General features: G+C 44.0%; 10 protein-coding genes. 9 read left to right on the top strand and 1 reads right to left on the bottom strand.

Annotated elements, in window-relative coordinates:
* The first annotated feature begins 72 nt into the window (after window positions 1-72).
* From dprA to ADIAL_RS10575, 6 genes are all read left to right on the top strand, one after another.
* Window positions 73-951, top strand: coding sequence for a DNA-processing protein DprA (dprA, locus tag ADIAL_RS10600; RefSeq protein WP_034303374.1), 879 nt, complete (start codon window positions 73-75; stop codon window positions 949-951).
* Between the two features lie 171 nt (window positions 952-1,122).
* Entirely contained in the window at window positions 1,123-3,192 is a 2,070-nt protein-coding gene (gene topA, locus ADIAL_RS10595; protein WP_034303372.1) for a type I DNA topoisomerase, read from the top strand.
* A 198-nt stretch (window positions 3,193-3,390) separates the two neighbouring features.
* Window positions 3,391-4,287, top strand: coding sequence for a tyrosine recombinase XerC (gene xerC / locus ADIAL_RS10590; protein WP_034303369.1), 897 nt, complete (start codon window positions 3,391-3,393; stop codon window positions 4,285-4,287).
* Window positions 4,288-4,428: 141 nt separating this feature from the next.
* Window positions 4,429-4,968, top strand: coding sequence for an ATP-dependent protease subunit HslV (gene hslV, locus ADIAL_RS10585; RefSeq protein ID WP_034303366.1), 540 nt, complete (start codon window positions 4,429-4,431; stop codon window positions 4,966-4,968).
* An 11-nt stretch (window positions 4,969-4,979) separates the two neighbouring features.
* Entirely contained in the window at window positions 4,980-6,404 is a 1,425-nt protein-coding gene (gene hslU, locus ADIAL_RS10580; protein ID WP_034303363.1) for an ATP-dependent protease ATPase subunit HslU, read from the top strand.
* 26 nt (window positions 6,405-6,430) lie between these two features.
* Window positions 6,431-7,462: a sensor domain-containing diguanylate cyclase gene (locus tag ADIAL_RS10575; RefSeq protein ID WP_051503864.1), complete on the top strand. Its 1,032-nt coding sequence runs from the start codon at window positions 6,431-6,433 to the stop codon at window positions 7,460-7,462.
* A gap of 100 nt (window positions 7,463-7,562) precedes the next feature.
* On the opposite strand, the gene plsY is transcribed toward ADIAL_RS10575, so the two are convergent.
* A complete protein-coding gene (plsY, locus tag ADIAL_RS10570) occupies window positions 7,563-8,162 on the bottom strand; it encodes a glycerol-3-phosphate 1-O-acyltransferase PlsY (protein WP_034303360.1) in 600 nt (199 codons plus the stop codon).
* Window positions 8,163-8,375: 213 nt separating this feature from the next.
* On the opposite strand from plsY, the gene ADIAL_RS10565 reads away from it, so the two are divergent.
* The 3 genes from ADIAL_RS10565 (at window position 8,376) to ADIAL_RS10555 (ending at window position 12,297) form a co-directional block, all read left to right on the top strand.
* Window positions 8,376-9,437 carry an ABC transporter ATP-binding protein gene (locus ADIAL_RS10565; protein WP_034303357.1) on the top strand — a complete coding sequence of 354 codons (1,062 nt, stop codon included), beginning with the start codon at window positions 8,376-8,378 and terminating at the stop codon, window positions 9,435-9,437.
* A 121-nt stretch (window positions 9,438-9,558) separates the two neighbouring features.
* Complete coding sequence (locus ADIAL_RS10560; RefSeq protein ID WP_034303355.1) at window positions 9,559-10,602, top strand: extracellular solute-binding protein; 1,044 nt, start codon at window positions 9,559-9,561, stop codon at window positions 10,600-10,602.
* A gap of 54 nt (window positions 10,603-10,656) precedes the next feature.
* Window positions 10,657-12,297, top strand: a complete 1,641-nt coding sequence (locus ADIAL_RS10555; RefSeq protein ID WP_034303353.1) for an ABC transporter permease — start codon at window positions 10,657-10,659, stop codon at window positions 12,295-12,297.
* Window positions 12,298-12,324 lie beyond the last annotated feature (27 nt).

Here is a 12,324-nt window from a genome sequence, read left to right as displayed (position 1 = left end):
CAATTTCGTGAGTTTTTGTCTATTTCATCAATGAGATAGATAAGAACTCATTTTCTTTTTGGAGGTAAAAATATGATACATACAGCCGAGTATAGAGACCGTCTACTGATTGATCTGGCTCATTTTTCAGGCCTGTCCATCAGGCAGCGCTGGCAACTGGCCTATGAAAGCATACCAGAGCTGAGAGTCTTTCAAAAAGATGGCACTGAAGCTTTTGTTTCAGCTCAAAAGCGGAATACATTTTTGCGTTTTCAAAGCAGTCGTTCTATAATGCCGTTTAACAAGCTAATCACTTCAGAAGACCAACAGATACTGACAATTCTTTCAGCGTCGTATCCGGAGGCGCTTCGTCAGTCATTCGAACCGCCTCTCGTGCTTTTTTACAAAGGAGATATAAGCCTGGTTCATATGCCTCTGATTGCCGTCGTGGGAGCCAGATTCCATACTCCCTACGCATTCGCTGCCTTGAAACATCTACTGTCTCCACTTATCGAGAACGGAGTAGGGGTCGTCAGCGGGCTGGCTAGAGGAGTTGATGCGCTGGCGCATCAGCTGGTGATTGAGAGAGGAGGAAAAACAGTCGGAGTCATCGGTACTGGACTGGATCAGTATTATCCGTCTTCCAGCAGAAGCCTTCAGATTAGCATGCAATCTTCTCAACTCGTTCTATCTGAGTACCCCTTGGCGACTCGCCCGCAAAGACACCACTTTCCGCAACGGAACCGGATTATCGCAGGCCTTGCGAGGGGAACTTTGGTCATTGAAGCAAAAAATAAGAGTGGCAGCTTAATTACTGCCCGAATGGCTCTTGACGAAGGGCGTGATGTTTTTGCTGTTCCGGGATCAATTTTCAGCCCACTTTCGAAAGGATGCAATACCCTGATTCAAGCGGGTGCCATCCCCTGCACTAGTGGAGAGGATATATTGGCCCAGTGGAAGGACATTGATTAATGTATAACCGTTCAATTAGTGAATGAATTAACAAAAAAATGTCTTTGAAGTTGACAAAGCTGATTAATATGGCATATGATGGTAAACGATTCTTTATATAAAAAGAAATGTCCCTTAATAATATAAAATGAACAGCGACAGGGAATGCATTTAAGGAGAGGAGCCTTAATTTTGGCTTTCAAATATTTAGTAATAGTGGAGTCACCAGCTAAAGCAAAAACCATTGAAAAATATCTAGGACGTAACTACAAGGTCGTTGCCAGTTTAGGTCATATTCGTGACTTGCCAAAAAGTCGGATGGGTGTAGATTTTGAAAATAATTATGAACCGGATTATATTACCATCAGAGGTAAAGGTCCAGTTATCAAGGATCTGAAAAAGCATGCCAAGAAGGCAGAAAAAGTCTTTCTCGCAGCCGACCCGGATAGAGAAGGGGAAGCAATCGCCTGGCATTTAAGTTTCTTGCTTAAACTCGATAATGAAGAAAAAAATCGAGTAGTCTTCAATGAAATTACGAAAGATGCTGTGAAAACGGCCCTTAAAAACCCTAGACATCTAAATGAAGATCTGATTGATTCACAGCAGGCTAGACGAGTCCTGGACCGGATTGTTGGGTATCAGATCAGTCCGCTCTTGTGGAAAAAAGTTAAGAGAGGCCTAAGTGCCGGACGTGTACAGTCTGTTGCTTTGAAAATGATCTGTGACCGTGAGAATGAAATCAAAACCTTTGAACCGGAAGAATATTGGTCACTAGAGGCTAATTTTCAAAAAGACCGCAAGAAATTTAAAGCCAGCTTTTATGGTCTGAACGGTAAAAAAGCAGACTTGCCTGATAATGCGGCCGTCCAGGATGTACTAGGTAAAATTAATCAGAAAGAAACATTTGATGTAAAGAAAGTAGTCAAAAAGGAACGTAAACGCAATCCGCATCCGGCATTTACCACCAGTAGTCTGCAGCAAGAAGCAGCAGGTAAAATCAACTTCCGTACCCGTAAGACAATGATGATTGCGCAGCAGCTGTACGAAGGAATATCTCTTGGTCGTGGAGGCGCAGTCGGACTGATCACTTATATGCGTACAGATTCTACACGTTTATCTGAAACAGCTAAAGCTGAGGCCAATGAACTGATTGTGAATGAATATGGTGAGGAGTTTGCGCAGTCCAAGCCGAAAAAGCAGACAAAGAAAAGCGGTGCACAGGATGCTCACGAGGCCATTCGTCCAACCAGTGCCGCACGTAAACCGGAAGACATTAAACAGTACTTGAGTAAGGATCAGTTTAAGCTCTATTCGCTGATTTGGTCCCGCTTTATTGCCAGTCAGATGAAACCGGCTATATATGACACGATGCGGGTGGATATCGAGCAAAACGATGTGACTTTCAGAGCCAACGGATCTAAAATCAAGTTCAAGGGTTACCAGATGGTTTATGCTGAAAGTAAAAAAGAAAAAGACAATATGCTGCCAGATTTACAAGAAGGGGATGCATTAAAGCTCGAATCACTAGAGCCGAACCAGCACTTCACGCAGCCTCCAGCCCGGTACAGTGAAGCAACGCTGATTAAAACACTTGAGGAGAATGGTGTGGGACGTCCATCAACCTACGCTCCTACACTTGAAACGATCCAAAGACGTTATTATGTCACCTTAAAGAACAAACGCTTTGAACCTACAGAGCTTGGTGGGATTGTCAACGAAATCATCGAAGAGTTTTTCCCTAATATTGTGGACGTCAACTTTACAGCTGACATGGAAAAAGATCTGGATGCAGTTGAAGAAGGTAAGAAGGAATGGATTGAACTGATTGACCAGTTCTACCGTCCTTTCAAGCAGGAGGTTGACAAGGCTGAAAAGGAAATGGAAGAAGTAGAGATTGAGGATGAGCCGGCTGGTTTCGACTGTGAAAAATGTGGGTCGCCAATGGTCATCAAGATGGGACGCTACGGTAAGTTTTATGCCTGTTCTAATTTTCCTGACTGCCGTAATACTAAAGCTATCGTTAAAAAGATTGGAGTCACCTGCCCGAAATGTAAAAAAGGTGAAGTAGTAGAGAGAAAGTCCAAGAAAAATCGTATTTTTTACGGCTGTGAACATTATCCGGACTGTGAGTTTACCTCATGGGACAAACCTATTGGACGGGATTGTCCCAAGTGTAATCATTACCTTGTTGAAAAAACGACTAAAAAGCAGAGCCAGGTCAAGTGTTCTCAATGTGACTATGAGGAAGCGCCGCAAAAGTAAGAATAAACTATAATCTGAAGCCATGCAGCTGATGTTTTCTATCAGTTGCATGGCTTTTGCCGTGCAGGCTGAGAGGACATGTGCGGGTCATTTTACAAGTATTGGACAACTTGTTTAAGCTGGTCGATAGCAAGCATATATAGTGATAGTCTAATAGCTGCCAAGTATGATAGAATATAAAGAGCGGAGGTTAGAGAAATGAACATGAAATGCTTGGAGCTGTTCTCGCAGTATCTAAAAAATGAACGGCACTACTCTGGTCATACGTGCCAGGCCTATACTGATGATATTCGGTCTTTTTCTGATTTTCTGACAGACACTGGCGGCGGAGAGTTGCTGGACGTTGAACTGGCGGATGCCCGTATTTATTTAAGCGAACTGACAGATCAGAAGTATTCCCGGGCCTCTATTTCCCGAAAAATATCAAGTTTGCGCGCTTTTTACCAGTTTTTGCTGAACAACGAGATCATTGAAGACAATCCCTTCTCTTATTTGCAGGTTAAAAACAAGGGTTCCCGCCTGCCTACCTTTTTTTATGAAGCAGAAATGTCTGCTCTTTTTGAGGCAGCCCAAGGGGACAAGCCGCTGGAACAGAGAAATCAGGCATTGCTGGAACTGCTCTACGGTACAGGTATCCGCGTAAGCGAGTGTCAGAGCATACAGCTGGCTGATCTGGACTTTGATATGGGTATGCTGCTGGTAAAGGGCAAGGGAAACAGGGAACGTTATATTCCTTTTGGACACTATGCCAGTGAAGCGCTGAGAAGCTATCTGAAGCAAGGCCGAAAAGAGCTAACAGGCAGGCATGGGAAAGATCATACTTACGTCTTTGTCAGTCATCATGGAGACCCGATTACTCAAAATGGGATTCAGTATGTCCTGACACAGCTGATTAAAAAAAGCAGTTTGACAAATAAAATTTCTCCCCACATGCTTAGGCATACTTTTGCCACGCACCTGATGAATAATGGTGCAGATATCCGTACGGTGCAGGAACTCCTCGGACACAAAAGTATCTCATCAACACAAGTGTATACGCATGTAACAACAGAGCATCTGCAGAGGGACTACAACTCTTTCCACCCCCGAGCCTGAAGGGTTGGCATCCTTGACATCTATGGCCGTTTTTTTGTACATTGTCTGAGTCGGTGTCGACTGTTTGCTTGAAAGTAAAGAGCAGGTATCGTCCCGCGCAACTGTAATTGAATGAGCCAACTTATATTTGGAGGTAAACTTATGACTGAATTTCATGCAACAACTATACTGGCAATCCATCACAACGGTGAATGTGCCATGGCTGGCGATGGCCAAGTTACAATGGGCGAACAAGTCGTCATGAAAGGGAAAGCGCGAAAAGTGCGTAAAATCTACAATAACGAAGTGCTGGTCGGCTTTGCCGGCAGTGTAGCTGACGCGTTTACTCTTGAGGAAAAATTTGAAGGGTATTTAAATCAGTATAACGGTCATCTGATGCGTGCGGCGGTAGAGCTAGCACAGGAATGGCGTACAGATAAGATGATGCGCAACCTTGAGGCGCTGCTGATCGTTATGAACAAAGAACAGATGCTTCTGATATCAGGTAATGGAGAAGTCATCCAGCCTGATGATGGCATTTTAGGTATTGGTTCAGGCGGAAACTTTGCCTTGTCTGCTGCCAGAGCTTTGAAAAAGCATGGAGCTTCTCTGACTGCTGAAGAAATTGCCAGAGACAGCCTGACTGTAGCTGCAGATATCTGTGTATACACCAATCACAATATCGTAACAGAAAAACTGTAAGGAGACTGATTATGAGAGCTAGAAATGACTTGACACCTAAAGAAATTGTCCATCGACTGGACGAATATATCGTAGGCCAGAAAGATGCCAAGAAAGCTGTAGCGGTAGCACTTCGAAATCGTTACCGTAGACTGAAGCTGGATCCGGACATGCAAAAAGAAATTACGCCCAAAAATATTCTGATGATCGGGGCAACAGGTATTGGTAAAACAGAGATTGCCAGACGTCTGGCCGCTATTGTTGATGCTCCCTTCATCAAAGTTGAGGCAACAAAATTCACAGAGGTCGGATACATCGGACGTGACGTTGAATCAATGGTCAGAGATTTGACTGAAGCATCAATTCAACTGGTCAAAGAAGAGTACCGTAAGAGTGTGAGAGGACAGGCTGAAAAGCGTGCGATCGACCGTGTGGCCAAAGCCCTTGCTCCTGGAATAAAAAAAGAAAAAAGCAGTCAGGATCATAATCCGCTGGCCGGCATGTTCAGAAACATGGGCATGGACCCCAACCAGTTTGCTCAGGATGCGGGTGAAGAAGAAGAAACCGTAACGTCTGAAATCTCATCCAAGCGTAACGAGCTTAAAGAGCAGATAGCCAAGGGGATACTTGACAGCAGAGAAGTCGAGATCAAAGTTGAAGAAAAGAAACAGACGCCAAATAATCCGATGAGTGCACCTATGGAACAGATGGGCATCGACCTGTCAGAAACGCTGGGGCAGCTCTCACCGTCCAAAAAAGTCAAGCGCAAGGTTACCGTTAAAGAAGCGGTAGAAATCTTTACGGAAGAAGAGGCGGACAAGCTGATCAATACAGAAGACATCCATTCCGATGCCGTACACCTGACGGAAAATGCCGGTATTATTTTTATTGATGAAATAGACAAAATCACGTCAAAAGGTCAGCAAAGCAGTGGACAGGTTTCCCGCGAAGGGGTACAAAGAGACATATTACCTATCGTTGAAGGATCCAGTGTCAAGACGAAATACGGCAATGTTAATACGGATCATATTCTCTTTATTGGTTCTGGTGCTTTCCACTTGTCCAAGCCGAGTGATCTGATACCGGAACTTCAGGGCCGATTCCCAATTCGTGTTGAACTGAATGATCTGACAGCGGATGATTTCGTCAAAATTCTTACAGAACCTCAAAATGCCCTAGTCAAGCAGTACCGCGAGCTTTTGGGAACTGAAAACATTGAAGTTGTCTTCACTATGGATGCAATTGAAAAAATTGCTCATATTGCTTTTGAAGTAAATGAATCTACAGAAAATATCGGTGCTAGACGTCTGCATACGATTCTGGAGCGTTTGCTAGAGGACTTGCTTTTTGAATCGCCTGATATGAGCATGGGAGAAGTGAAGATCACGCAGAAATATGTGGAAGAAAAGATTGGGCATATTGTAGAAGATAGAGATCTGAGCCGTTATATTCTGTAATCAGGCCGGAAAAAAGCGAGGAACACATGAGGAAATATTCAGTTGATGAGCTATCCAGAGAAGAACTGATTGACCAGATTGATTCACAGGCAGTCTTTATTCAGGAACTGCTGAAAGAAAAAGAAGCGCAAGTTCGGCTAGATTATCCCTGGAAAGGCAATTTGGGACACTGGTACTGGAATGTTCAGACCAACGAAGTCATGTTTAACCCGCTCAAGGCACAGGCTTTGGGGTATACTAAAGAGGAACTGCCTGAGAAAGTTCCTTATGATTTTTTTACCAGTCGGCTGCATCCTGACGACTATGACAGGATTATGAGTCAAATGGCCGAGCATCTTAATGGCAGTACGTCTGTATACGAAGTGGAGTACCGGATAAGGGCCAAAGATGGCAGCTGGAAATGGTACTATGACAGGGGAAAAGTGACGAGAAGGCTAGCGGACGGGTCTCCCTTGTTTGCTTCGGGAATTGTGTTTGACATTACCTGGAGGAAAGAAAAGGAAGAAAATCTGGAAGACCTGGCAGCCACTCTCATCGAATTAATGGATCAGGATGAATTGACAGGTATCTTTAACCGCCGGTCGATAATGGGTCAGCTGAAGGCGCAAATGTCCTTAAGTGGAATAAATAAAGAACCTTTAATTGTGGCAATGGTCGATATAGATGACTTCAAGCAAATCAATGACAGTAAAGGGCATGTTTTTGGAGACTATGTTCTCAAAGAAACAGCCAAGGCGCTTAAAGACAGCTTAGGTACGCAAGGAATGGTTGGTCGATATGGAGGAGAAGAATTCCTTCTAATCTTGCCTGTTTGCTCTATTGAAGCAGCCAAGCTGACCCTTGAGAACTGCCGTGTGGCAGTGATTCACAATGAGTTCTTAACAAATGAAGCTGTTTCAGTCAGTATCGGTTTTGCCCTTTATCAAGGTGGTCAGACACTTGAAGATCTGGTTACTGAATCAGACATGAACTTGTATTGTGCCAAAGCTCAAGGAAAAAACTGTGTAATCGGTTTGTCTTTAGATGCGGTTACTTTGGATCGTCACAATGTCACTTAAGCCGATAAACTGAAGTTTTTATGTGATAATTGCATACAAAAAACCGGCAAGGATAATTATCCTTGCCGGTTTTTTTTTGGATGTTCGCTCTTTTGCAAGGTCAGTTACCCGAAGGTTTCCGCCCAAAGGGAACACGATTTTCCTCGCCTTTTTTAATCCGTTCGATATTTGAACGGTGGCGGACCAGGACCAGGATCATAGCTGCCCATATAATGACTGCAAAAACCAGATCTCCTAAAAAGAGAGAAGCCAGAGCGGCAATAATTGCCGTAATGATGCTGGCTAGACTGACCATGCTAGAACTATATAAAATTCCTGCCCAAATAATTAGTAAGATTAAAGCAAGTAGAGGCTGAGCACCTAATACAATCCCGGCGCTTGTAGCGACTGCTTTTCCGCCCTTAAAACCGGCAAATATAGGATAGACATGTCCAATGACAGCAAAGATACCGACAATCATTGGATGAAGCGAAAGACCGAACCAGAGAGGCAGAAGCGCTGCTACTGTTCCTTTGGCTATGTCTAAAATTAATACAACCGTTCCCGCATTTTTTCCAAGTACCCTGAAAGTATTGGTTGTGCCGGAACTGCCACTGCCATGCTGTCTGATATCAGTTTGAAAGAACAGCTGCCCGACCCAGACCCCCGAAGGGATAGAGCCCAGCAGATAGGCTATTATGATTACAACTATTTCCGTCAACTTATTTCCTCCTTAGCTCACATGCTGCACTATTAATCAGTTTACCATGATTCTGTCTGCTGTGAACAGGCAAGAACCGAATTTTATGATTCTATGAATTTAATGAGCCAAAATAAGGAGACGTATGTTATTTGTTCACAATCTGTGCTATACTTTTTTTAATTGATAATCTTTCTCAATAAAGGACGATCAGATAAGATTAGGAGTTTTATTATGACATTTATTCATATCAATAACCTGACGAAACGCTTTGGTGGAAACTTGGCGCCAGCAGTCAATCAGGTCAGCTTCAGTATAAATAAAGGTGAGATTGTCTCTTTGCTAGGCCCAAGTGGATGCGGCAAGACCACAGCATTGAGGATGATTGCGGGTTTTGAAAACCCATGTGAGGGTACGATTCAAATTGACAAAGAGTATATCGTATCTGAGTCAAGTGTGACCCCTGCCGAAAAAAGAGGGATCGGTATGGTCTTTCAGGAACATGCGCTGTTTCCCCATATGACCGTTGCTAAAAATATCATGTTTGGATTAAAGCACATGAAAAGAAGTCAGAAAATTCAGCGAGTAAAAGAAATGCTTGAACTGGTAGAGTTGGAAGATTATGCTGAATCGGTTCCGTCTAGACTATCCGGCGGGCAACAACAACGTGTAGCTATAGCAAGAGCACTGGCCCCTAGACCCCACGTCATTCTTCTGGACGAGCCGTTCAGTAATATCGATGCCGGTTTGAGAGAAAAAATGCGCTACGATATCTCTGCTATATTGAAAAAAGCAAATGCAACAGCTATCATTGTGACCCATGACCAAAAAGATGCCTTTGCGGTAGCCGACAAGATTGTAGTAATGAAAGAGGGAATGATACAGCAAGTGTCTACTCCCAAAGAATTGTATCGTTGTCCATCCAACTGCTTTGTAGCTCAGTTTGTAGGGAAAACAAATCTACTTCAAGGAATTGTCGACTCAACGGGCACAGGTATCGAGACCAGTGTCGGGACTTTTGACCAGATGCCGGCTGTGCTTCAGTCTCCTCATTCAAAAGTGATGCTGTCTATCCGGCCTGAGAATATTTCGGTATCTGAAACGGGCAGGTACAGCGGTTTTGTCGACCGTATTGTCTACGGGGGCGACTCTCAGGAAATTCATCTGACAGCGGAAGGTCATAGAGGTCTGGCCCCGACCCCATTGCTCATTAATGCACCAATTAGTTTTGATATAGAAGTCAATGAACAGGTAAGATTTGACATATCAAGCAATGACATTACTGTCATCGAATAAAAATGAACATTGACTTGTGAATAGAACAACAAAAATATTGACGTAAGCAAAAGTTTCGAGTATCCTTTTATTTGAGATTGATAATCGTTCTCAATTAAAAAGGAAAAGGTGGTCATGATTTATGAATAAATCAATGTTTAAGCTTTTATTTGCAGGTGCTTCATTGACTGTACTGGCGGGTTGTCAGAGTGAAGGAACAACGGGTGGAGAGGCTCAGGAACTCGTTGTCTATTCCTCCCGAAACGAGATTTTTGTTGGAGATTTGCTGGATAAATTTGAAGAAGACACGGGTATAGAAGTGAGTGCCCTGCACGGTATAGAACCACTTCAGATTATGGAAGAGAGTGGAAATGTCCAGGCAGACGTCTTTATTTCAAACGACATCGGTTCTATGGAATACTTAGCCAGAGAAGACTTGCTGCGTTCGACAGAACCTGAAAATGTGGAGTCCATCGAAGCAGCCTATCGTGCAGAAAACAATGAATGGATTGCTTTATCTTCCAGAGCGCGCGGATTTATTTACAATAAGGATATGATTGACGAAGCAGACGTACCGAATCGGATGGAAGATTTGCTCGAAAATGATTATTCGGATGTTCCGAATGGATTTGCGATCACTCGAGGTGGAAATGGTGGTATGATTTCCAACGTGTCCGCTTTGAGACACGAATGGGGTGATGAGAGAACACGCGAATGGGTCGATGCTATTCAGGAAAATGCAGCGGGTATCTTTGAGGGTCACGGAGACATTAGAAGAGCTGTTGGTGAAGGAGTTCACGCCTTTGGCTTGGTTAACAACTACTATTATCACCAGCAGCTAATGGAACCAACTGATAATAACGTCGGTTTTGTATACACTGATCAGGGTGAAGGCGAAATGGGTGCCATTGTCAATGCAGCAGGTGTAGGTCTTTTAGCAAACAGCCCAAATCCGGAAGCAGCTGACATCTTCCTTGACTGGTTGATGGAAGAGGAAAATCAGCTGGCCTTTGTCGGTGAATCTCTTGAGGTTCCAATGAACAGAGATCTCGAGCCTCCATTTGAGCAAGCGGTCAGACTGGATGAGCTTCAGCTTCAGGATATGCCGCTTATGGAACTTGGAAACTACTTTGAAGATACTCGCAACCTTATTGAAGATGCAGGTTTAGACTTGAACTTAAGGTAATGAGTGAGTAAGCTTGAAACGTATCAGTAAAAGACAGTATGGGTAGGTGGAAAAATGGCAGAAAAAAAAACAGCAGATGATCATAGAAGGCTTAAACTGCCCTCTATGATCAGAAAATACAATCGCCATTTGTGGAACGGGAATGTGCCCAATGTTTCGCTGCTGCTTGCTGCCATAAGTGTTGCCCTTGTGATGTCCATTCCGCTGATTTATGTTGTATACCAGTCCTTGACGGCAGGTAGGGCAAGCTGGCTTAGACTGATCGGTACACGGATACCCAATCTGCTCTGGAGGACGCTATCGCTAGCCACTTCAGTAACAATTGGCAGTATAGTGATTGGCGTCGGTCTGGCGTGGCTAATTACACGAACCGACCTGCCAGGAAGACGAATCTGGCGCTGGCTTCTGGCTGTTCCGCTTGTCATTCCACCTTACATTGGTGCGGTAGCGTACATCAATATCCTTGGACCACGAGGTATGCTTTTCAGGCTGTTGGCGAGGCTTGGAAGCGACCAGCTGAATCTATCCTACAACGTGTTCTCATTTTCAGGCACTTTACTGGTGATGACTTTGTTTACCTATCCTTATGTTTTTCTAATTACCAGTTCAGCGTTTAGAAAACTGAGTCAGACCTATGATGAAGCAGGCAAGTCAATGGGGCGAGGAGCATTCTATATTTTTCTTAAAGTCAATTTACCGCTGATCCTACCGGCGGTGGGTGCCGGGGGTGTGCTCGCTTTCCTATATGTGCTAGGTGATTTTGGTGCTGTCTCAATGATGCGCTATGTGACGTTTACTTCAGCCATTTTTTTCCAGCGTGTTGGTTTTGATATCCCGTCAGCCGCTGTGCTGAGCTTGGTGCTGATTGCCTTGACTGTTCTCGTTCTAATCATTGAAAAAGCGCTTCGTCGAAAAAAAGTGTTTTATCAGTCCAGTGGAACGGCTCGGGATGTGCGCCTTTTGAAATTAGGTTGGGGCAAGTATCCTGCATTGTTCTTTGTCGGCGGGATTTTCTTCCTGTCTGTATTTCTTCCAGTAGCTGTACTTATCTACTGGACGGTGATTGCGGCCGGGCAGGGTCTGATCGACAGCTCCTTTGCAGGATACATGCTGAACAGTTTTACAATAGCCAGTTTTTCAGCTCTGTTCAGTATTATTCTCTCTGTGCCGATTTTATACCTTTATTCAAGAAATCCTTCGTCAGTCAGTAACTTTATATATAAGTCAAGTTATACAGGCTACGCTTTACCGGGGGTGATTGTTGCACTGGGCCTTGTGTCTCTATTCAATAATCATATACCCGTACTCTATCATACTGTTTTCTTGCTGATTATTGCTCAAGTGATCCGGTTTATGCCTCAGGCACTGCAATCAGGCGAAGCCGCCATCAATATGATTTCTCCGCGTATGGACGAGTCAGCTCGCAGTTTAGGTTATTCTACTTGGAAGGTGATTTTTTACGTCACGTTACCGTCTATGATGCCTGGCCTTCTGGCAGGTGGAGCTCTAGTTTTTGTCAACACGATTCGAGAGTTGCCCGCCACGCTAATGCTGAGACCCCCGGGGTTTGAAACGCTGGCTATTCGGGTATACTATCATGCTTCAGAAGCTATGTATGCTCAAGCGGCACCTGGAGCATTGCTGATCATTATCGTATCTATCATTCCACTGCACTTGTTACTGAAAAACTATTGAATGCTGAACATGCTTTGTCCTGCAGCA

This window comes from Alkalibacterium sp. AK22 (genome assembly GCF_000585255.1).
GTDB lineage: Bacteria > Bacillota > Bacilli > Lactobacillales > Carnobacteriaceae_A > Alkalibacterium.
This window is presented reverse-complemented; position numbering and strand designations above follow the sequence as displayed.

Excerpts from the sequence above, each read along its gene's own strand:
- dprA (WP_034303374.1), top strand. The coding sequence starts at position 73 with ATGATACATACAGCCGAGTATAGAGACCGTCTACTGATTGATCTGGCT.
- xerC (WP_034303369.1), top strand. The coding sequence starts at position 3,391 with ATGAACATGAAATGCTTGGAGCTGTTCTCGCAGTATCTAAAAAATGAA.
- hslV (WP_034303366.1), top strand. The coding sequence starts at position 4,429 with ATGACTGAATTTCATGCAACAACTATACTGGCAATCCATCACAACGGT.
- hslU (WP_034303363.1), top strand. The coding sequence starts at position 4,980 with ATGAGAGCTAGAAATGACTTGACACCTAAAGAAATTGTCCATCGACTG.
- ADIAL_RS10575 (WP_051503864.1), top strand. The coding sequence starts at position 6,431 with ATGAGGAAATATTCAGTTGATGAGCTATCCAGAGAAGAACTGATTGAC.
- ADIAL_RS10565 (WP_034303357.1), top strand. The coding sequence starts at position 8,376 with ATGACATTTATTCATATCAATAACCTGACGAAACGCTTTGGTGGAAAC.
- ADIAL_RS10560 (WP_034303355.1), top strand. The coding sequence starts at position 9,559 with ATGAATAAATCAATGTTTAAGCTTTTATTTGCAGGTGCTTCATTGACT.
- ADIAL_RS10555 (WP_034303353.1), top strand. The coding sequence starts at position 10,657 with ATGGCAGAAAAAAAAACAGCAGATGATCATAGAAGGCTTAAACTGCCC.